General features: G+C 43.2%; 23 protein-coding genes and 2 pseudogenes. 15 read left to right on the forward strand and 10 right to left on the reverse strand.

Annotated elements, in window-relative coordinates; all coding sequences use genetic code 11:
• The first annotated feature begins 183 nt into the window (after positions 1-183).
• Positions 184-771 carry a DUF3365 domain-containing protein gene (locus tag PCC7418_RS04010; RefSeq protein WP_015224896.1) on the forward strand — a complete coding sequence of 196 codons (588 nt, stop codon included), beginning with the start codon at positions 184-186 and terminating at the stop codon, positions 769-771.
• Between the two features lie 170 nt (positions 772-941).
• Here PCC7418_RS04010 and PCC7418_RS19700 read toward each other — a convergent pair.
• Positions 942-1,070, reverse strand: a pseudogene (locus PCC7418_RS19700) (transposase); the annotation flags it as partial.
• Between the two features lie 8 nt (positions 1,071-1,078).
• Here PCC7418_RS19700 and PCC7418_RS20855 point away from each other — a divergent pair.
• From PCC7418_RS20855 to PCC7418_RS04030, 5 genes and pseudogenes are all read left to right on the forward strand, one after another.
• Positions 1,079-1,417: pseudogene (locus tag PCC7418_RS20855) on the forward strand (RNA-guided endonuclease TnpB family protein); the annotation flags it as partial.
• Positions 1,418-1,504: 87 nt separating this feature from the next.
• Entirely contained in the window at positions 1,505-2,017 is a 513-nt protein-coding gene (locus tag PCC7418_RS04015) for a DUF3122 domain-containing protein (protein WP_015224897.1), read from the forward strand.
• A 47-nt stretch (positions 2,018-2,064) separates the two neighbouring features.
• Entirely contained in the window at positions 2,065-2,742 is a 678-nt protein-coding gene (locus PCC7418_RS04020) for a host attachment protein (protein WP_235620742.1), read from the forward strand.
• A 20-nt stretch (positions 2,743-2,762) separates the two neighbouring features.
• The gene (locus PCC7418_RS04025; protein WP_015224899.1) at positions 2,763-3,194 is read left to right on the forward strand and encodes a hypothetical protein; all 432 of its coding nucleotides are present in this window, start codon (positions 2,763-2,765) and stop codon (positions 3,192-3,194) included.
• A gap of 128 nt (positions 3,195-3,322) precedes the next feature.
• Positions 3,323-3,844, forward strand: coding sequence for a DUF3122 domain-containing protein (locus PCC7418_RS04030; protein WP_015224900.1), 522 nt, complete (start codon positions 3,323-3,325; stop codon positions 3,842-3,844).
• Between the two features lie 83 nt (positions 3,845-3,927).
• On the opposite strand, the gene PCC7418_RS04035 is transcribed toward PCC7418_RS04030, so the two are convergent.
• A complete protein-coding gene (locus PCC7418_RS04035) occupies positions 3,928-4,395 on the reverse strand; it encodes a hypothetical protein (RefSeq protein ID WP_015224901.1) in 468 nt (155 codons plus the stop codon).
• A gap of 279 nt (positions 4,396-4,674) precedes the next feature.
• Here PCC7418_RS04035 and PCC7418_RS04040 point away from each other — a divergent pair, with 279 nt between their 5' ends.
• The 5 genes from PCC7418_RS04040 to PCC7418_RS04060 all read left to right on the forward strand — a co-directional run bounded on the left by PCC7418_RS04040 (position 4,675) and on the right by PCC7418_RS04060 (position 6,940).
• The gene (locus PCC7418_RS04040; RefSeq protein ID WP_015224902.1) at positions 4,675-4,965 is read left to right on the forward strand and encodes a hypothetical protein; all 291 of its coding nucleotides are present in this window, start codon (positions 4,675-4,677) and stop codon (positions 4,963-4,965) included.
• 88 nt (positions 4,966-5,053) lie between these two features.
• Positions 5,054-5,407, forward strand: coding sequence for a hypothetical protein (locus PCC7418_RS04045; protein WP_015224903.1), 354 nt, complete (start codon positions 5,054-5,056; stop codon positions 5,405-5,407).
• A gap of 102 nt (positions 5,408-5,509) precedes the next feature.
• Positions 5,510-5,836 (forward strand): hypothetical protein, encoded by a 327-nt coding sequence (locus PCC7418_RS04050; RefSeq protein WP_015224904.1) that lies wholly within the window; start codon positions 5,510-5,512, stop codon positions 5,834-5,836.
• A gap of 26 nt (positions 5,837-5,862) precedes the next feature.
• Positions 5,863-6,237 carry a hypothetical protein gene (locus PCC7418_RS04055; protein ID WP_015224905.1) on the forward strand — a complete coding sequence of 125 codons (375 nt, stop codon included), beginning with the start codon at positions 5,863-5,865 and terminating at the stop codon, positions 6,235-6,237.
• 229 nt (positions 6,238-6,466) lie between these two features.
• A complete protein-coding gene (locus tag PCC7418_RS04060) occupies positions 6,467-6,940 on the forward strand; it encodes a rhodanese-like domain-containing protein (RefSeq protein ID WP_015224906.1) in 474 nt (157 codons plus the stop codon).
• A gap of 46 nt (positions 6,941-6,986) precedes the next feature.
• On the opposite strand, the gene PCC7418_RS04065 is transcribed toward PCC7418_RS04060, so the two are convergent.
• Complete coding sequence (locus tag PCC7418_RS04065; RefSeq protein ID WP_015224907.1) at positions 6,987-7,832, reverse strand: M56 family metallopeptidase; 846 nt, start codon at positions 7,830-7,832, stop codon at positions 6,987-6,989.
• A complete protein-coding gene (locus PCC7418_RS04070; protein WP_015224908.1) occupies positions 7,832-8,254 on the reverse strand; it encodes a BlaI/MecI/CopY family transcriptional regulator in 423 nt (140 codons plus the stop codon). The genes PCC7418_RS04065 and PCC7418_RS04070 overlap by 1 nt, the downstream gene beginning before the upstream one ends.
• A 215-nt stretch (positions 8,255-8,469) precedes the next feature.
• On the opposite strand from PCC7418_RS04070, the gene PCC7418_RS04075 reads away from it, so the two are divergent.
• Both PCC7418_RS04075 and PCC7418_RS04080 read left to right on the forward strand, forming a co-directional pair.
• Positions 8,470-8,679 (forward strand): DUF2862 domain-containing protein, encoded by a 210-nt coding sequence (locus PCC7418_RS04075; RefSeq protein WP_015224909.1) that lies wholly within the window; start codon positions 8,470-8,472, stop codon positions 8,677-8,679.
• Positions 8,680-9,786 (forward strand): ArsA family ATPase, encoded by a 1,107-nt coding sequence (locus tag PCC7418_RS04080; protein WP_041596142.1) that lies wholly within the window; start codon positions 8,680-8,682, stop codon positions 9,784-9,786.
• 104 nt (positions 9,787-9,890) lie between these two features.
• Here PCC7418_RS04080 and PCC7418_RS04085 read toward each other — a convergent pair whose 3' ends face one another.
• Positions 9,891-11,081 (reverse strand): precorrin-8X methylmutase, encoded by a 1,191-nt coding sequence (locus PCC7418_RS04085; RefSeq protein ID WP_015224911.1) that lies wholly within the window; start codon positions 11,079-11,081, stop codon positions 9,891-9,893.
• Between the two features lie 172 nt (positions 11,082-11,253).
• On the opposite strand from PCC7418_RS04085, the gene PCC7418_RS04090 reads away from it, so the two are divergent.
• On the forward strand, positions 11,254-13,206 hold the full coding sequence (locus PCC7418_RS04090) for a heavy metal translocating P-type ATPase (RefSeq protein WP_015224912.1): 1,953 nt from the start codon (positions 11,254-11,256) through the stop codon (positions 13,204-13,206).
• 14 nt (positions 13,207-13,220) lie between these two features.
• On the opposite strand, the gene PCC7418_RS04095 is transcribed toward PCC7418_RS04090, so the two are convergent.
• The 3 genes from PCC7418_RS04095 to PCC7418_RS04105 form a co-directional block, all read right to left on the reverse strand.
• Positions 13,221-13,784 carry a Uma2 family endonuclease gene (locus PCC7418_RS04095; RefSeq protein ID WP_015224913.1) on the reverse strand — a complete coding sequence of 188 codons (564 nt, stop codon included), beginning with the start codon at positions 13,782-13,784 and terminating at the stop codon, positions 13,221-13,223.
• Positions 13,785-14,151: 367 nt separating this feature from the next.
• On the reverse strand, positions 14,152-14,721 hold the full coding sequence (locus PCC7418_RS04100) for an HMA2 domain-containing protein (protein ID WP_015224914.1): 570 nt from the start codon (positions 14,719-14,721) through the stop codon (positions 14,152-14,154).
• A 323-nt stretch (positions 14,722-15,044) separates the two neighbouring features.
• Positions 15,045-15,347 carry a FeoC-like transcriptional regulator gene (locus PCC7418_RS04105; RefSeq protein WP_015224915.1) on the reverse strand — a complete coding sequence of 101 codons (303 nt, stop codon included), beginning with the start codon at positions 15,345-15,347 and terminating at the stop codon, positions 15,045-15,047.
• 50 nt (positions 15,348-15,397) lie between these two features.
• On the opposite strand from PCC7418_RS04105, the gene PCC7418_RS04110 reads away from it, so the two are divergent.
• Entirely contained in the window at positions 15,398-15,883 is a 486-nt protein-coding gene (locus PCC7418_RS04110; protein ID WP_015224916.1) for a DUF2202 domain-containing protein, read from the forward strand.
• 24 nt (positions 15,884-15,907) lie between these two features.
• Here the strand turns inward: PCC7418_RS04110 and feoB are convergent, their stop codons facing one another.
• On the reverse strand, positions 15,908-18,265 hold the full coding sequence (gene feoB / locus PCC7418_RS04115; RefSeq protein ID WP_015224917.1) for a Fe(2+) transporter permease subunit FeoB: 2,358 nt from the start codon (positions 18,263-18,265) through the stop codon (positions 15,908-15,910).
• A 78-nt stretch (positions 18,266-18,343) separates the two neighbouring features.
• A complete protein-coding gene (locus PCC7418_RS04120; RefSeq protein WP_015224918.1) occupies positions 18,344-18,943 on the reverse strand; it encodes a FeoA family protein in 600 nt (199 codons plus the stop codon).
• Positions 18,944-19,135 lie beyond the last annotated feature (192 nt).

Consider the following 19,135-nt stretch of genomic DNA (forward strand, 5'->3'; position numbering starts at 1 on the left):
TTTAAGGTGTGGTTATATTCTATCGAGAAGATCCCAAACGTTTCAGATTTTGGCAATCAGCGCAAAACCCTGACTTTATAAAAGGTTAGAAAACCTCATCCTCACTATAGATGATTTTTTTCTATTCCCCATGTCCTAATATGAACATATTCAATCTTGTCGAATATAACCAATAAGTTAAAAATGATTAAATTTCTCTCCCAACTCATCCTTTCTTTGTTATTAGCCTTCAGCCTCATTTTGCTTCCCCTTCAACCCGCTTATGCACAACCTCAGGCGGAACAGTTAGCTGATGCTGTACAGGAAATAGAATTCTTAGATTCCATGAGATCGAGCTTAGCTTCCACCTTAGAAGGAACGGATGAAAAACCCACTCTAGAAACCTTCAAAGAAGTGTGTAAACCGGTAGGAATGCGAGCGAAACAACTCAGTCAAGAAAAGCCTTGGGATGTGAAACAAGTTGCAGAAAAATATCGAAATCCTGCTCACGCACCAACTACACGAGAAGCCCTTGCGCTAGAAAAGTTTGCCAATAATCCTGACTTATTTGGTTTCTGGGAAACAACACCAGAAGAAACCTTTTATTATCGACGCATTAATGTCGAAGCAACTTGCTTAAAATGTCATGGTGCAAAAGCGGAACGTCCTGATTTTGTGAAACAACGTTATCCCGAAGATAAAGCCTATGATTTTGAAGTAGGAGACTTACGGGGAATGTATCGCGTTGTACTTCCTGAAATACAACAACAAATTCAAGCTGCTTTACAGTAACCAGTGACCAGTTATCAGTGGATAGTGGATAGTCAAGAAGAAGAAAAACTACAGTAAAACAGTCAGAGAGCCATCGGTTTGAAACCGATGGACGGGGCTTACAAGCGTCGTCACCCTCGTTCCGACGACAGCCCCTCATGAATGGCGAATGAGGACTTTAGTCCTCTGTATCATTTTCCTCTTTGATTCTCAATATACATCTTAATTGTTTCTGAACTGACATTTCCTGCTGTACTTACAAAATAACTGGGACTCCATAAAGTGGGAAGTTTTTTCAATTCGGGAAACTCCCTCCTCAAATTCAGTAGGAATTCAATTTACCGAAACCGAGGAAAGTTACACCTCCCGTAGCTCGTACTTGGATAATGATTACTTACCAGTGTTCGGCGGTGAAAAACCTGCCAACTGGAAAGCATCAGGAAAGAGAGTGAAAAGAGGTTTGTATCAAGCTCGTAACGGTAAGTTAATTAATGCTGACTGTAATGGCGCAGCGAACATCTTAAGAAAGGTAAGTACACAGTTAGGCTTAGGTCTAACCGAGGTATGTCGGGAATGTTTGAGTGTTCCCAAGCGTTATGATATTTTCAGTTCGATGAAGAAATCATATCGTAAACGTGGAGAAACGTATTTACAATGCGTTTCGTAACAACGTTTGGAATCCATGTTTTTCAAAACATGGAGAACTCAACTATATCCACTACCCACTAACTAATGACCAAACAACAAAGAACAAATGATGAAAATTATCTCAAATTGGAAACAACTTTTTTTACTGACTTTCACAGCTATTCTTGCAGTGTTCCTTTTCCTTCCGAATAGTGCAGAAGCCTCCGTCCGCAAAACTGAAGAAGCAGATGGACAAATTCTCTATCAATCTCGCCATCAACTACAAGATAATCAACAACAATCTTGGCAAGTGGTTTTATTCAAAAGAGAAAAAGGAGAAACTGAAACTGATGTCAAGCTCAGATTAGTTGGTTTTCCTGGAAAAGTTGAAGTGACTCATCCCGAACCTTTAGTCATCGAAACCGATCGCGCTGCTTGGCAAGCCGAAGATCTATTTGCTGAAAAATCTCCAGCCCCAAATGTGGGACAATATAACCTCAATAATATTATTCCTGAACTTTCCCCACAAGATAGTCTGGTGCTAAAAATACCAGCAAATGACTATAAAAATCTAACGCTAAAGGTTCCAGGAGTAATCATTTTAGAGTGGAAAATTGTCGCTGGCAATAATGAATCATAGCTGGCATATAGCGTTTCCTAGTTGGTTGAGGTACGTAATGCGAGTCGGTGGATGTTCATGGTTCATGGTTCATGGTTCATGGTTCATTGATTAACAATCAACAAAGAACAAAGAACAAAGAACAAAGAACAACCAACAAAGAACAAAGAACCAATAACGCTTTAAAGCACTATAGTTTATATAATGGAGATATAGAGAGCGTTTGCAAGGTGTCAATCATGGTTAAATATGCCGTTGCAGTGATCAATGGAACTCAAGCCCGTTTCTTCACCTTAGATTCAACTCAATTATTAGCCTTTGAATCCAGTCCCAAGTTAATCGAACAAGAAGGCTTATCTGATTCAACTAAAGAACTTCAAGGTCAAGAACTTTGGGCAAACGTCAAAACTGGGCGTAATATCGGTTCAAATGGTCAAGCCCATAGCTACGATGACCATCGCGACAATCATCAAATTGAATTTGGGAAAAAATTTGCCAATAAAATTCGCAACGCTTTGTTAAATCTTATTAAATCTTATAAAGCTCAAAAATTAGTTTTAGTTGCCGAACCCCAAATTTTAGGATTAATGCGAGAAGTAATGACTGATAATTTGTGGAATCAATTAACTATTACGGAAGTAGCAAAAGATATCTGCTATTTTAATATTAATGAAATTCATGATTATCTAGCAAAAAAAGAACTGTTACCACCCTGCAAAAAAGTTTATCCTCGATCAAATTTTTGAAATAATTGCAGTAATGATCAATGTATCAACATACTCAATTGGGAATACTCACAATTGTTGCTCTCTCTAGTGGCATTATTTTTTCTCTCTGGTTTGCCATCAAGACGCAATGGAGTATCGTCGCTAATGGGGTTTTCGGGATCTTAATTATTTTCCTCTTCTTATTTTATAATTTGACAGTGACAGTCACTTCAGAGACAGTTCATTGTTCATTTGGGATTGGTTTAATTTCAAGAACCATTCCCATCGACCATATTCAACAGGCGGATCCAGTGCGAAATCCTTGGTATTTTGGCTGGGGGATTCGCGTGATTCCTGGAGGATGGATGTTTAATGTTTCAGGGTTAGATGCAGTTGAACTGAAACTGAAATTAAATGGTAAATTTAGAATCGGAACTGACGACCCAGTTGGCTTACTCTCTGCGCTTCAACAAGCCAAGCAACAAACCTGAGCATTTTTCAGCATCAATCGCAAGGAAGGAATCAATACTGTGTTTTAACATCACCTGCGAGGGATTAAAGATAACTGTATGATTATTAATTTATTAATGGAGTTGTCAGAATATAAACTTAGTTAATTATGAATTATCTTGTCCGTCGATTGGTTTTTAGCTTGACCCTAATCGCAGTTATTCTCGGATTAAATGGTATAGTTTCACAACCGGCTAATGCTGAAATTAGCAAGCTGCAAGAAGATGAAAATCAGGTCGTTTATCAATCTCGTCAGAAATTATTTGATCGCTATGATCAGACATGGCAAGCGATCGCGTTTAAGCGGATTGAAGGAGAGAGTGCCAATCACTTTAAAATCCGTCTCTCTGGATTTCCAGGTGCAACAGAAATTGTCCATCCTCACCCCTTAATGATTACCACGCCGACTGGAGAAACCTTCCAAGCAGAAGATGTTTCCGAAGAAGCCTTTGTTGATGAAGCACCAGCAGGAAATATCGGTCAATATGATTTTGAATCCATTATTTCTGAGTTACCAACAAAATTAGAAGTGATCTTTTCTCTTCCCACTGCAGATGAGAAAGAAATCCAGTTAGCGGTTTCTCCTCTCTCCATTCAAGAATGGAAGAAACTTGCTGCTAAAGAATCATAATTGACCAACGGTTAGAGCAGGATAAAATTGCCATGAATCACGGTGGTTTTATCTTGCTTTTTGATTTTGAATCCCGAGAGCAATTACTTTACAGAAGAGGAGAGAGCAAACTGTTGTCTTAACTCCCTGACGGAATAGTCTTGTAAATGAGAAAAGTCAATCTGATTCAAGTTTTTAACCTCTAGCTGACGACCATCAGCAACGCCACGATCAAACTCTTCTCGATCAGACCAACGCAAACGATATTTTTCTGGGTAAATCAATAAGGCAAAAATCTTAAAAATCCACAAATGAATCCGCCGACAGTTGATGTCATTCCCCATCGTAAAGCCAATCACATAGGCTTCACTTTCGGGAGCGCGATCGCGCCCTAGTAAAATATGTAAGCAATCATGATTAAATAAGCTAATATGTCCTGGCAATGCAAGGGGACTCTGGGAATTTTCGAGTAAGCGGACAATCCAAGGAATGGAATTAGCAGAATCGACACTAAAACTTGTCACTTGATCACGCAAACGCTCTGAATGATTGAAGATCATAACTTGTGGCATTAGACTTCCTTCTTTTTTCCAAACGAGCAGAAATTCAGCAAGTTTTCTTAACCACCAACTTATCTAAGTTTTGATCTGGTTTACGGTAAAAAAAGATACCGACTGATAGATTTCTGCATTCACTTACTCAAAAATTGAGTGATGGTTCACAGGAATTTCACATTTTGAGATTAATGAGATTCAGATCTAGTCATATCTTCAATGTCATTTTTGGGAACTTAACTTTTTAAGTATGAGTCTTTAAAATCTGAGTTCTTACTAACTGGAATATCGAACACAATGTTAAACATCATTTATCTTTTGATGAGTGTTACTCTTTTGACGTTAGGAGTGACTTCTCTCTCTGTTAAGGCTCAAACCATACAAGAAGCCAGTCAAAATACTGTTATTGAAGGTAACGAAAACCAAGTCAATCAAGTCATTAACCAATATTACTTTAAAAATCCAGGCAAAGGCGCAATCAGAAGACAAAATTCCCCTTCTGCCGAAATCAATCAGAGAACAAATAATAGAAATAATCGTGAATGGGGTCACAGTCAAGGTGCATCGCAAAAGAAGCCTAAAAAGTAATAAAAATTTTGTTTTTCTGTTGGGAACTATTCAGGAAACAAAGACATCTATTATGATTAACTCACTCCAACAATAAGGATGCAAAGTCATGCTAATGAACCGAAAAAATGTAGCAAGAACAACTAAAAACTTTCTTCTAAGTTTACTTGCTTTTTCAGCTTTGGGCGTGGTTTCTTTACCCGCTAAAGCAGATGACGCTATCATCCAAGATTCTTATCAAGAAACGATTCAGACGGGAGATGGAAATGTTTCGATTCAAGAGTCTTATCAAGAAAGTCACATTAATCGTCATAAGAACCGACATCAATCTGAAGTAGATACAGGCGTTGTACAAAGCAATCGCCAATCCTGTGACCAATATGGTGTCAGCAATCTCTGTGCCCAAACGACCGATCAACGGAGCAATATACGTCATAATGTTCGTCATCGAGGACGTTATTAATCCTTCCATTTAGTTAGTTATTGAGTCCTATTTGATGAAAAATTCAATAGGGCTCAAGACTAGCAATTTTGTCTTGAAAAAATTAAATTGAGGCTTTAACTCATGAAACTTAAACCGCTAATTTTTTGGCTGGTTATGTTAATGGTCTGGATGCCAACCACAGCACAGGGTAATGAAGTGAATGTACAAGCGGGAAATGTCCAGGTCAGAACTGATGCCAATGGCACAATTATTGTTGATACGGGTCGCAATCGAATTCAACTCCAAGGAGATCGATATCGTAAGAATCCTTGGTGGTATTCTGCGCCTAATCATCATTCTCGTAACTACAGGAATTGTACAAGTCACACCTACCAACGCTCAACACAAACCACTCGGGTAAATGGAAAGGTAGAAACCAGTCATATTTCTACTAGCAGTTGTCGTTAATCAATCATTTTCTTCGGAGGTATCTCATGAACATCAGAGGAGTGCTTGCAGGCGGGTTATCTTTGACCAGCTTGGTATTTTTAGTTTCTTCTGACACTCAGTTCGCGCAAGGACAATGTGTACAAGCAGATATCGCTGTTCAATACAATATTAGTGGCTCAAAGCAACCAACAGAACGCAGTAATGACGTTGAGATGCAAAGTAATGGCTCTTGTCGAGGCAATGCTAGCATCACAACAGGAGTGCAAGGGCATCGAGGCGGTCGTGATTCTGTACGCCAAAATCGAACCGTTCGCCATCGTTTTCAAGGGGATGATAGCGAGGGTTATAGTCGTGAACCAACAGTTCAAATTCAAAGTAATCCCCAAATTGATGTGTTTAATCCCGCAGATGACCGATAAGTTCAACAAACCGCAGAAAAAGTGAGTCTGGATTTTTGGCTCACTTTCTGGCTTCTTCGATACCAATGTTGATATGACTTCGGGAGGAGCAAATATAACTATATGTTTATTAAGTTAGAAGTTAGCAAGTTTGATGAGTAACCATCTTGATGTCGTATTGTTTTGCGACAGAAAGGTCTTATTGATCAAGCTGAATGATGAACTGAATTCAAGATAACAACCACAGCCAATGTTAAAACGTTTAGCTATCCTCTGTTTAACCTGTCTTCTCGGGTTGGGAATGGGAAGTTCCTTGCTTCCCCACCCTCTTCCTCAAAATAACGCGATTGCAGCAACGGTTTCTTCGGAAGTCGAAACAGCAGTTGATGAGTTTTTAAGTAATATTCCGAGGGGGTATTATGCAGTGAAAGAAGTGGATGAACTGGAAAAAATGGTTCAGAAACAAGATGCACAATTAATTGATGTCCGTGAACCTCTAGAATATGCAAGGGGACACATCCTCAATGCAATTAATATTCCGCTTCGAGATTTAGCGAAACGACAAGATAAGATTGCTACCGACCGACCCGTCATCGTCTATTGTACGGTTGGCTATCGCACCGCGATCGCGCTGGCTACCTTACATTTACTCGGATATGACAATGTTTTAGGCTATCCCGCCAGTGTTAAAGGTTGGAAAGCAGCTGGAAAATCTCTAGAATAAGCTGATTGGAGGCAAGTGGGTTTTGTTCCGTCTTGCCTCTGTTTTCTCAAGAGTGATGCCAAGGCATAGTAATCAAAGGGGTTAATGACCAAACCAGTTCTCGCCCTAAAAGAACGAGGGGAGGACTGACCACTTCTTCTTCATTGATTAAGGCTTCAATCCGTTCTTCAAGACGACTTTTGTTAGCGGTACAACTGAGGGCTGCACAACCCACCTCGGGATAACGAACCGTAAACTTCGCTACAGTAACCAACGATTCTGCCAAGAGAATCGGATCGACAGTTTGCGCTGCTTTCCAGTCTGCACGGAGTTCTCGCAATAGGAGTAATTCTTCCCACAGTTGCCTGCTGTTGGGTAACCAAGCTGTCATTTGATAAATCCAGCCCAGCCAGAAAAACCAGAATGTATCTCGATAGTGGAGATGGGCTTGTTCGTGGGCAATGACCGCTTCGAGTTGTTCTTGATCCAGAAGCGAGAGTAATCCTTCACTGATGACCAGTTTTGAGTGCCACCACCCCATTTGAGCACTGTAAGGAACAGTAAGCGGGAGAATATAGGCTTGATCACCAGACAGGGTGCTTTGTGGATTCTGGGGCAAGTTTTGGCGCGATCGCGCTCCCTTATAACCTTGCCAGAGTAAAGTGAAGAAGGCAAAACCGACAAATAACACCGTTAACCCATAACTGAGATGACTATTTTCTAGCCCTAACATTTTGCCATGTTGTCCCATCCCTAACACCGCAATGGCAGTCATTAGCAGTAATAAGGGAGGAAAGAGAAAATAAAAGAGGGTTCGTTGCCAGCGTTGGGTATAGTTGAGGAGATCTGGCGACCACAGCCAACGGATGATGATTGCACCGCCTAAAGCCATGAGAATCATAATCGTGTGCATTAGTCTTGTTCCTCCCGTTGTTGGCGAATGGATCTTAACCGCAGCGCGATCGCGTCAAGTTGTTCTAAACTCTCGAGATCCAACCGATCCGCAAATGAGGCGACTAACTCAGGATCACTCACGGCTAAAAACTGGTTTAACTGTTCGTAAGCCTTGAGCGCTTGCGCTTCTTCCCGAGAAAACTTTGCTTCCCAGTAAAACACCCGTCCTTTTTTATGACATTTGAGCCAACCTTTCTGATTAAGTCGTTGTAAGACAGTGGTTACTGAAGTATAAGCGAGTTCTCGGTCGGGATCGCTCAAAATCCGCTCATGAATTGCCTTCACACTAGTGCAACCTAACTCCCAAACAATCTCTAAAATTTCTTGTTCTAACCATCCGAGAGATAATTTTTTCGGACGTTCGTGAGGTAAAGAAGCCATGAGGTTTAACTGAATTTTTGAAAGAGAATGATGCTTTTTTCTTCTAGCATTTTCATGAACTACGCGCAAGCCGACTTACGTCTGAGCTTACGGTTTATGACGCTTCATCGCTTCCACCTCAACTCCTGAGCGCGATCGCGCAACCCGAAAAGCAATATCAAAAACGCTGGGGATTCGATATACTGTGGAATGAAAATTTCATTGGGAGGATATCGATGGAAATCGGACAAAAGGTTAAAGTATTTCGCTTGCGCGATCGCGTTTCTAATGACATTGTTGGTAAACTCGGCAAGGTGGGAACCATTCAAGACTTTAAAATGACTGATGGTAGCGGTGTCGGCGCAGTTGTTGTCTTTGATGATCATTCCACAAGTTGGTTCTTTGAAGATGAACTCAAACCTGTGGAAGAAGCTGTGAAGAGCTAATTGCAAATGATTTTAACGTTTCTTGGCAAAGGGGGCAGCGGTCGAAGCGCGATCGCGATCGCTGCTGCTTATCAACTTTCCCAAAGTGGAAAGCGAGTGCTTTTAGCCACTCAAGACCCGACAACGGAGCTTTTTTTAGAAACTCCCCTCAGTAGCACACCCACCCGTATAGCGAGCCAATTTTGGGCAGTTAATTTGGGGGCGACACTGCTCTTGGAAAAAAGCTGGGAAGAGGTGAAGAATGTGGAAGCGCAATATCTGCGTTCTCCCTTGCTGAAAGAGGTTTATGGGCAAGAACTTGCGGTTCTCCCTGGCATGGAACAAGCCCTCGCCCTCAATGCCCTCCGGGAATATTACGAAAGTGGGGACTATGATGTCATCATCTTTGATGGTGCTGGCGATTTAAGTACCCTGCGGATGTTTGCCATTCCCGAACATCTCAGTTGGTATGTGCGCCGTTTTCGAGATTTATTTCTCAACTCGGATCTCGGCAAAGCCATCTCTCCCTTTATTCAACCTCTGAGTAGTGCCATCTTAAATGTCACTTGGACAGCCGAGGATTTAACAGATAATCCTGATGCCAACCAAGCCAATCAAATGCTGGAACGAGGGAAAAACGCTCTCAGGGAAGGGAAGGTTGCGGGGTATCTGGTCACCGCAGATCATCCCTATAGTTTGAAAAGCGCGAAATTCCTTTGGGGAAGTGCTCAACAAAGTGGACTGATGATTGCTGGGGCCTTACTGAATCAGGAAACAGAAGTCCGACAAGTAGTACAGTCGGAATTTTCTCCTTTACCCGTCACTCCTTTACCATCCGTCGAACCTGGACAATGGGAAGTCTTAGGGAAGGCTTTACCCGACTTACTCGGTGCTGTCAGCCAAGCTCCACCCACAGTTGAGATTGATCGCACTCAACGCAGTGTTAAAGTGTTTTTGCCAGGGTTCAGCAAAGAACAGATTAAACTCACGCAACCCCAAACTCAACAGGAAATCACCATTGATGCAGGTGACCAACGTCGAAATATCCAACTTCCTCCCCCCTTAAAAGGGCAACCAGTAAAAGGGGCAAAGTTTTTGGATGACGGTCATCTTTTGGTTTCCTTTTAGTGCTTTTGCGAACTAGGCTCAGTGGTCAGTGATCAATGTTATATTCAGGGATGAGGGAACTGGTGTTTTTTCCCTTGTCCCCCTTAATTGATCGTAGTGACCAGTTACTCTCCCTCACCGTTAAGAGTCCCTCCTGAGCCTCCATTTGGAAAGGAAGACATTACTCTCTCCAAATAACAGTGACAATTGGGCTTTTCTAGGAGAGAGGCTGCGAGTCGATTCAGGGCAACTGCTGCGAGTAACCCCCCACCCAGAGCGCTTTCACTGGTCAGATAGGGAATTGGTAGCTGCATCAGTCGTCGTTTCGCTGCTGGGGCATGACTAAAGCCAATGGGCAGTCCAATCACTAGGGCAGGTTGACAATTGTGCGTTTCTACCCATTCACAGAGTTTGAGCAACACAGAGGGCGCGTAACCAATTACCCATAAGTTCCCTTCAACTTGTTCGGCGAGATGTTGTTGCCAATTTTGATTTTGCCAAAACTCTGTTTCTGCATCAGCAGCACTATCCAGGTGAGGATCGTCCATTAAAGAAACCCATTCACAGCCCAAATGAGTCAAGCGAGTCTGATCGAGGGTATTGAGAACGGCAGGAACATCCGTAACAATTTTACAGCCAGCGCTGAGGCTTTCTCTGGCTGCTTTAATCAGATCGGGGCTGAGACGAATAAAGGCAGCTAAACTGACATCTCCGCAAGCTAAGACTAAATGAGATAAAATATCGACTTCGATTTCCGAGCGCTGAGATAGATCAGGTAACAAATACTGCAAAGCCTGCTGAAAATTCTCAGGATGGTCATAAACCGTTGCATCTAAGTTTTCCCAAAGGGCTTCGCTTAACGATCGCGCGGTTTCTGTTTCTGCTTGCAAGCGTCGCAGTTGGGCTAGAGCTTCTCCCTGGTGCGATTGACAAGCGGTATCTCTCCCTAATAATCCCTCCAGCGCGATCGCGGTTTTGCGCCATTTCACCAGTTGCTGTAAAACCGTCTGATATTGTTGCTGTAACTTTTGCAATAGAGAATCTGAGTCTGGATTAGCATCTTCTTCCAAAATCTGTTTAATGTGAGAAAGTTGGAATCCCTGTTCTTTCAGGGCAATAATGCGTTGCAACCGTTGCACATCCGCTTCTGTGTAGAGGCGATAGTTGCTTTCCGAACGCTGCGGAGGGGGCATTAAACCAATTTGGTGATAGTGGCGAACCATACGTGGAGTCGCGCGATCGCCCACGGCTGCAGTGAGTTGTTTAATGGTCAGCATTAATTCCTTGACCTTCACATCAATGTCAAAGTTTATCATAAATAAGCTAATGAAGACTGACTTTTAAAATGGTTCGTGATATGAAACACAATAAATCCTGCCACACACCGATTCACTTATTCCCCCCTTTCAAAGGGGGGGTTAGGGGGGATTCCTATGCAGCAGACTTGTTGGCATTTCCTATGAAAAATGGTTAGTGAGTGATTAAACAATGGTTAGTGAGTTAATAGAAGCAAGAAAACTCCCAAATTGGATTAAAAATTATCCCGAAGCTATCCCACCTGTGGCTTGTGCTGTCTTGACGTTCCTCGGTTGGCTGGCTTTCAGTGGCAATCTCCTCGGATTAGGGGTTTGGTTATTGGTAGCAGCGTATATTATCGGCGGTTACGAAAACGCCCGTGAAGGAGTCACAACCCTTTGGCAAGAACAGGAACTAGATGTGGACTTGCTGATGATTATTGCTGCTTTAGGGGCTGCCATTTTGGGGCTGTGGCAAGAGGATTATTATCTTTTAGTGGATGGGGCGGTTCTCATTTTAATTTTTGCCACCAGTGGCGCTTTAGAAGACATCGCCATGCAGCGCACTGAGCGTAATATTCGCAGTTTGATGGAACTCACCCCTGATACCGCCAGACTGTTCAAGGAAGGACGGGAAATGATTGTTCCCACTGAACAGTTGCAAATCGGCGATCGCGTTTTAGTCAAACCCGGGGAAATGTTCCCCACTGATGGCATTATTCAACAAGGGTTTAGTACAGTGAACCAAGCGCCAATTACAGGAGAATCGATTCCTGTGGAAAAGCAAGTCGCGGATGAAGTCTTCGCGGGAACAATTAATGGCAATGGGGCGCTAACCATTGAACTGCATAAACCCCCCGAAAGCAGTCTGATTCAGCGTGTGATTCAATTAGTGGAAGAAGCAAAAACCTCTCAGCCTCCTTCCCAGCAGTTTCTGGAACAATTTGAGCGTCGTTATGCCCGAGTCATTGTTTTTGTGGGTGTGGGTTTGGCAACGCTTCCGCCTTTGGTTTTCGCTTGGGATTGGGAAACAACTATTTATCGGGCGTTAGTGTTTCTGGTGGTTGCTTCCCCCTGTGCGTTGATGGCTGCAATTATGCCCACTTTACTCTCTGGGATTGCTCGTGGGGCAAGAGATGGCATTTTATTCAAAGATGGCGCACAATTAGAAACGATCGGCAAAATCAGCGCGATCGCGTTTGATAAGACAGGAACGCTCACCACAGGTCAATTGCAACTGAAACAGGTCATTCCTTCCTCAAATACGACTAAAGCAGAACTCTTACAAATTGCTGCTTCCTTAGAAGCCTACTCAGAACATCCCATTGGCGATGCAATTTTACAAGCTGCTGAAGCTGAGAATTTGTCTTTACTGGGCGCGATCGAGGTTCAGGCAAAAGTAGGACAAGGAATTATCGGGCAGATTGCGGGGAAATCAGTCACAGTGGGCAAAAAACAATTTGTCTTGACCGAAGAAATTGAGGTCGATCGCGCGAGGCAAGAAGGGCGGTCGCTTCGCGACATCGAGGCAAAAAGTGAACAGTTAGCCGATCAAGGTTGTAGTATCGTTTGGGTCGTTCAAGAACATCAACTCTTGGGCATCTTAGCCGTTGCCGATCAAATTCATCCCCAAGCGCAACAGTTACTAACAAAGCTCAAAGAGATGGGGATTAAGGAAACAATTATGCTCACTGGCGATCAAAGCACCACTGCACAAACTGTTGCTGCTAGTCTTTGCCTCGATCGAGTCTATGCGAATCTTCTGCCAGAAGATAAAGTTGAGATAGTCAAGGAATTACAACCCCATTACACCGTTGCGATGGTGGGTGATGGGATTAACGATGCCCCCGCCTTAGCGCAAGCAGATGTAGGCATTGCCATGGGCGGAATCGGCAGTGATGTTGCTCTCGAAACCGCCGATATTGTGCTGATGGCGGATCGATTAGGAAAATTAGAGCAAGCGATTCGCATTGGAAAAAAATCACAGCGTATCACCACGCAAAATATTACCCTTGCTTTAACCTCGATCGGTTTATTAATGATTGCCAACTTTCTCGGAGAATTAACCCTTCCTGCTGGCGTTTTTGGACATGAAGGTTCAACCTTGCTGGTGACGCTGAATGGCTTACGCCTCCTGAAAAATTAAATGACTAATAAATGCTACAATTTCAACCAGCCAAAGAGATCGCCGACACTTAAACTTAAATCAGCCACTAAATCAGGAACTGGCAATATCTCTTTTGGGTCTTCGAGTATTTGGGGCTGTCCCCCTTGCGGGAAAATGAGAATCGATCGCGCCTTGGGATCAATCAACCAACCCATTTGAGCGCCATAGTTCAGACAGTGTAAAATGATTCCCGTTACGCGAGTTGAACTTTGGTCTGGAGAAAGGATTTCAACAATCCAATCTGGGGGAAGCGGAAAGACATTGGCAATATCGCCACTCTCATCAACGGGAATGCGTTCCCAAGCAAAAACCGTAACATCAGGGACAACGGAACTTCCGCCAAAAGTACAGCGTAACTCAGGAAAAGCGTGAGCAATGCGTTGTTTTTTGACAAATGCATTAATGGTATTTACCAACTCACATTGAAGAATACTATGTTTTCCCTGTGGCATGGGCTTTTGAATAATCTGTCCGTTAATGTATTCACTAGCTGGTTTAGTTTCTGGTTGTTTTAGAAACTCCTCCAATGTGATTGTTTTTTCTGGGACTTGCACCATAACTCTATATCCTGTTTCTCCGCCCTTGACCAACGGTCAAAGCAGGCGCCTTCCGTTTTCCGAAGGCGTAATCTTTGACTATTAACAGGGAGAGCAATTTTTATTAGATCGATTTTACCCGATTTGAATCGGCTCTTGACTGACTCAGTTGGGTTTTGATGCCTGCTTTGATCAGTCTATCGATCGCGCAACTCACTACTCAGACAACTGTTTCACAAACCCCGAATGTTGCGACGAGTTTAATCCTTCCTGCGACGATCACCATTTTCAAGGGGGGGAAGGCTTGTCTTTTCTTCTAGAGGATGGATGTGCATAAGCGCGAAGGTGAGTCGGGAATTGTTTATGGGCAGTGCAGCATTTCTAGTGGCTAATTAGAAACGGGTTGAGACACTTGATGATCTTGCTGGATGGTGTTGATAATACTCATTAAACGCAGTCCTAACTCCCACTCGGAAAGCCCTTGATTGTTGTAATTAATGGCAATAGAAGCAGCAGGGCGATTAACTCGCACTTTACTGACATATTCGTCTGCATCTAAAGCGGATTGCAAGGCTTGGGCAAACTCGGCATCAATGGCAAGCTGAGGCATCCGTAACCGCACTCGTCCAGGTACAGCGTGCGCGATCGCGTAACCTTGTAAATTGATTTCTCCATCAGTTGTTTGTTCTTTCTGGGCAGTCGCTTCTGTTTCCGCAGTCAGTTGGGGCGCTTGTTCTTTCAGTTGCGTAAACACTTGGCGCACGACACTGGCAACTAACAAATTTACTAATAACGCATTTGCCCCGCGCAGTTGAAAGCGACTGGTGACAAATAATCCAATCACGACGGGAAGAATTGTTTCCACTTCCCCATGTTCTCTTAAGAATGAGCCGACTTGAGAAGCAGCATCTTCTGGAGAAACCGTATTTAACTCATTATTGGCTGTAGTTGTGGTCATTGCTCAAGTAATCTCCTTTTTTCACTAATCACAATTTGGGTTGAAATGATCAAAATTTAATGATTTTTTTGACAATCGTGTACAATTATTCCATATTTACTTCTCGCTTATATAGCAATCCCAAATGAATTGTAAATTAATCCCCCCTAGCCCCCCTTAGAAAAGGGGGAACGGTTAATCAACTTGTTACAAATGATTTAGGATCGCTATAGCAGTTTCTACTATTATGAGATACATTCTTGATTTTTGTTATCTGTTCTGTGGTCTTTAGGATACCAGTTGCAGTCACTAACAATGAATTATAAAAGATCCATCAATAATGTTCATTGCTTCACATGACGTACCTCAGTAGAACAAGAAAAGCTATCGTTCGTCAGTTGAGAAGCATTGGAAAGTTGCTCTTGTTCTTCATCAATCCATTCATAGAATTCAATTGCCTTAAGATTGCAGAAAGTACAGCCATCACACTTCTCAGCCATTGGTAACTGGCGGACTCTTCTTTTTTGGATTAATTTCTTCAACATTTGTCGGAGTGCATCTGCATCGATATGAAAATGTAACTCCAGTTCTGCTAAAGAAACACGATGATGTTTGAGGACAAAGTTTTGTAGTTCCTTTAAAATCATTAGTATAACCTACTCTAAATTAGCAACAATTTGTGCATGAGGTTGGTCTGATGTTAGAAAAATTAAAACAAGCTCTGGAAGAAGCGCTTGATGATGAATATAAAGCACGAGCAACTTATCAGCTAGTGCTGCAGAAGTTTGGTGAAATTCGACCGTTTGTCAATATTATTCAATCAGAGGAACGACATATTCAAGCCTTATTTTCTTTATTTCAAAAGTATCAAATTCCGATTCCCATAGATACTTGGAAAGACCGAGTGGAAATGCCCGATTCGGTCTTGTCAGCCTGTGAAGCTGGGGTACAAGCAGAAATTGAAAATGGGGAAATGTATGAGCGATTGCTGGCGATGACAGAAGAATATCCAGATGTGCAGCGAGTTTTTTTGAATTTACAACGCGCCTCCCAACAAAATCATTTACGGGCTTTTCAACGGTGTGTGCAGCAATCTCGCGATCCTGAATTTCCGATTAGAGGAAGAAGAGGGAGAAGACAACATCGCGGGGGGCGAGGTTGCAGAAGACAGCACTGCTGTTAAACGGTTCTCCCATGTTCCAGCCACTTAAGCACCAGTGGTGGTTTGAGTGTGTTGTTGAGAACGCGATCGCGCTACGCGAGAATTTCGCGAGAGTTTGAGCAAGAAAATGGTTCCTGCCATGACAATCACACCGCCGACAATCCAAGCGATCGAAAAACCAGAATGCTGAGAAAAGGTAGCAATTTGATAGAACATACTCGCCACCCAATAGCCTAAACCTGTTGTCCAACCCGCAGCTAACAGAGTCCAACCGAGATTTGTTTCACGGTAGATTGCACCCGTTGCAGCCACACAAGGGAAGTACATGAGCACAAACAGTAAATAAGCAAAGGCAGCAGGGGTATTATTAAAACGTTGTGACATTTGTCCAAAAGTTCCCACTGCGATTCCTTGTTCAGCAGCAGCCGTGGTGGGATCTTGAACTTCACCGACACTTAAGCCCAAGGGATCGAGCAATTGATTACCCAAATCCGCTAAATTAGCGGGAATACTGGCAAAAGCTGCACCAATACCAGCCCAGAAGCGAAAAGGTTCTTCTGCTTCTACTGATTGTGATGCTGCTGCCTCTTCTTGCGCCAACTGACTGTAGAGGGAATCAAGAGAACCGACCATGGCTTCTTTCGCAAACACTCCTGTAAAAATGCCAACCGTTGCGGGCCAATTTTCTTGAGTCACACCCATAGGAGAAAAGATCGGGGTGACCGCTTGGCTTGTAGCGGAAAGGACAGAATCTTTACTATCTTGTTGACCAAAAGAGCCATCGGTACCAACGGAATTTAAGAAACTCAACACCAGCACCATCAGTACAATCACTTTACCCGCTCTGACTAAAAATCCTTTTAATCTGTCCCAAGCGCGAATCATCACGCCTTTCGGTTTTGGAATGTGATAAGGGGGTAATTCCATGACAAAGGGGGCAGCTTCCCCTTGCATGATGGTATTTTTCATCACTAGCCCAGTAAAGACCGCTGCTGCAATCCCAATGAGATAAAGACCAAACACCAAGTTTTGTCCGTTACGGGGGAAAAACGCAGCAGCAAAGAGCGCGTAAACCGGCAGTCTTGCCCCACAAGACATAAATGGGTTCATCATGATGGTCATCAACCGATCGCGCTTATTTTCTAGGGTTCGTGTTGCCATAATCGCCGGCACATTACAGCCAAATCCCACCAGCATCGGCACAAACGCTTTCCCCGGTAAACCAATCAAGCGCATCACCTTATCCATGACAAAGGCTGCTCTTGCCATATAACCCGAGTCTTCCAAAATGGACAGAATGACAAAAAGTAAGGCAATTTGCGGGATAAACGTCGCCACCGTTTGCACACCACCGCCGAAAGCAGTAACAAAGCCAATGAGCAAACCAGGCGCACCGATTCCTTCTAACCAGGCTTGTGGGGCATCGACAAAGACAGTTCCCACGGAAATATCAAAGAAATCAATAAACACTCCTCCGATATTAATGGCAATGAAAAACATTAAATACATCACCCCTAAAAACAGAGGAATGCCAATCCAACGGTTAAGCACAAATTGGTCAATTTGATCCGATTTAGTGTGACTCACCTGACGCTTCTGTTTAACCGCATTTTGAATTAAGCTGCGAATAAAGCCATAGCGACTATCGGCAACAATAATATCAATGTCTTCGTGTAAGAGTCGGTGGATCTTGCGTCGATTTTCAACGACAATTTGATCCAATTCTTTGCCTTTCAGTTCTGGGGCAACTCGGTCTTCATATTCTAAAAGATTCAGGGCAACCCAGCGCGTGGAAATCTTACGATTTTTTCCTTTTGCCTGCACTAACGGCTCAAGTTGATTGAGAGTATCTTCAATCACCGCTGGGTAAGCGATCACAGTGGGTAAGTTCCCAGGATTATCAACAAATTCATTAATCCGACTTCTGAGGAGATTAATGCCTTCTCCTAAAAATGCACTGATGGGAATGACAAAACACCCTAAGTGTTGGGAAAGAATGTCTGCATCAATATCAAGTGCGCGATCGCGCGCCACATCCATCATATTGAGAGCGGTCACCATCGGCACCCGCATTTCCATAATCTGTGTGGTGAGATAAAGGTTGCGTTCCAAGTTCGACGCATCAACAATATTAATCACCAGATCCGCTTCTCCAGACATGAGATAATCTCGGGCGATAATCTCATCGAGTCCAGAGCCTTCCTCTTCGCCATCAAGGGAATACACCCCTGGTAAATCAATTACAGTGACTTCCGTGTCATCGTATTGATATTTCCCTTCTTTGCGGTCAACGGTCACCCCAGGCCAATTCCCTGTCCGCTGGTTCGTACCCGTGAGATCATTAAAGAGAGTAGTTTTGCCACAATTGGGATTGCCAATTAAGGCAATGGTCTGTTTTTTCATGTTATTTCTTCCTTAGTCATTGAGTAAAGAATTCAGTAAAGACCTTCCATGGAACATCTGTCTATTAGTCAGGTGCTGCTATCTGGTCTCAGAGAGTTCTTCAACCACCAGCGCTGCTGCTTCCTCCTTCCGCAGACTCAACTTGAAGCCTCGCACCAGAATTTCAACGGGATCACCAAGAGGCGCAACACGAGTCACAGTGAACTCTGTGCCTGGAGTAAGCCCCATTGCTAATAATTTCTTTTTGTAGGCTTTCTTGATGGCATCATCCATTTGGTCAAAGCGAGCCACTTTTCCTTGCTGATCAACTTCGAGATCTTTCAATGTTGTTTTTTGCGACTGCATATCATTTACCTCTTGTACTTCCACAAGGTAATCAAAAGGTTGATCTGAGACGAGAATCCGCTTTGCCATGCCACCATCAATGCCAATTCGGGTCTCTCCAACCCCGACCACAATATTTCCCGCAAGATTCTGCAGGACTTTAATTTTCATCCCCGGCGCTAATCCCATCCCCACCAACCGATTGACACCATCTTTGCTTTCATAGCCTGCAATCCAAACCTGGTCATCGACTTGAGCTTTTGCCAGTGGCATAATCGCGCGATCGTGATGGTGGTTTTGCTTTCCGCCGTGATGACGATGTCGTCGTTGTCCATGGTGCGGTTGGTCAGGCATGATTTACGTTTCCTTTTCCTTCAAGATGCTGAACTGGCTTGGTGTGAGTGCGCCAGGCATTAAGATGAGTCAATGGGAAAGAACGTCTTAGTAATTGAAAGTCATTCTTATTTATTGACCTAACTTAGTGATACCACAGCCCGCTTTATTAATTAACATGAATTAAGGAACATTTAACTTTTTGCAAAATCT

This window comes from Halothece sp. PCC 7418 (assembly GCF_000317635.1).
Taxonomy (GTDB): Bacteria; Cyanobacteriota; Cyanobacteriia; order Cyanobacteriales; family Rubidibacteraceae; genus Halothece.

Excerpts from the sequence above, each read along its gene's own strand:
- feoB (WP_015224917.1), bottom strand. The coding sequence starts at position 18,265 with ATGAAAAAACAGACCATTGCCTTAATTGGCAATCCCAATTGTGGCAAA.
- PCC7418_RS04040 (WP_015224902.1), top strand. The coding sequence starts at position 4,675 with ATGTTAAACATCATTTATCTTTTGATGAGTGTTACTCTTTTGACGTTA.
- PCC7418_RS04065 (WP_015224907.1), bottom strand. The coding sequence starts at position 7,832 with ATGCACACGATTATGATTCTCATGGCTTTAGGCGGTGCAATCATCATC.
- PCC7418_RS04110 (WP_015224916.1), top strand. The coding sequence starts at position 15,398 with ATGTTAGAAAAATTAAAACAAGCTCTGGAAGAAGCGCTTGATGATGAA.
- PCC7418_RS04075 (WP_015224909.1), top strand. The coding sequence starts at position 8,470 with ATGGAAATCGGACAAAAGGTTAAAGTATTTCGCTTGCGCGATCGCGTT.
- PCC7418_RS04015 (WP_015224897.1), top strand. The coding sequence starts at position 1,505 with ATGATGAAAATTATCTCAAATTGGAAACAACTTTTTTTACTGACTTTC.
- PCC7418_RS04060 (WP_015224906.1), top strand. The coding sequence starts at position 6,467 with ATGTTAAAACGTTTAGCTATCCTCTGTTTAACCTGTCTTCTCGGGTTG.
- PCC7418_RS04055 (WP_015224905.1), top strand. The coding sequence starts at position 5,863 with ATGAACATCAGAGGAGTGCTTGCAGGCGGGTTATCTTTGACCAGCTTG.
- PCC7418_RS04030 (WP_015224900.1), top strand. The coding sequence starts at position 3,323 with ATGAATTATCTTGTCCGTCGATTGGTTTTTAGCTTGACCCTAATCGCA.
- PCC7418_RS04035 (WP_015224901.1), bottom strand. The coding sequence starts at position 4,395 with ATGCCACAAGTTATGATCTTCAATCATTCAGAGCGTTTGCGTGATCAA.
- PCC7418_RS04120 (WP_015224918.1), bottom strand. The coding sequence starts at position 18,943 with ATGCCTGACCAACCGCACCATGGACAACGACGACATCGTCATCACGGC.
- PCC7418_RS04100 (WP_015224914.1), bottom strand. The coding sequence starts at position 14,721 with ATGACCACAACTACAGCCAATAATGAGTTAAATACGGTTTCTCCAGAA.
- PCC7418_RS04010 (WP_015224896.1), top strand. The coding sequence starts at position 184 with ATGATTAAATTTCTCTCCCAACTCATCCTTTCTTTGTTATTAGCCTTC.
- PCC7418_RS04085 (WP_015224911.1), bottom strand. The coding sequence starts at position 11,081 with ATGATAAACTTTGACATTGATGTGAAGGTCAAGGAATTAATGCTGACC.
- PCC7418_RS04050 (WP_015224904.1), top strand. The coding sequence starts at position 5,510 with ATGAAACTTAAACCGCTAATTTTTTGGCTGGTTATGTTAATGGTCTGG.
- PCC7418_RS04070 (WP_015224908.1), bottom strand. The coding sequence starts at position 8,254 with ATGGCTTCTTTACCTCACGAACGTCCGAAAAAATTATCTCTCGGATGG.
- PCC7418_RS04090 (WP_015224912.1), top strand. The coding sequence starts at position 11,254 with ATGGTTAGTGAGTTAATAGAAGCAAGAAAACTCCCAAATTGGATTAAA.
- PCC7418_RS04045 (WP_015224903.1), top strand. The coding sequence starts at position 5,054 with ATGCTAATGAACCGAAAAAATGTAGCAAGAACAACTAAAAACTTTCTT.
- PCC7418_RS04025 (WP_015224899.1), top strand. The coding sequence starts at position 2,763 with ATGTATCAACATACTCAATTGGGAATACTCACAATTGTTGCTCTCTCT.
- PCC7418_RS04105 (WP_015224915.1), bottom strand. The coding sequence starts at position 15,347 with ATGATTTTAAAGGAACTACAAAACTTTGTCCTCAAACATCATCGTGTT.
- PCC7418_RS04095 (WP_015224913.1), bottom strand. The coding sequence starts at position 13,784 with ATGGTGCAAGTCCCAGAAAAAACAATCACATTGGAGGAGTTTCTAAAA.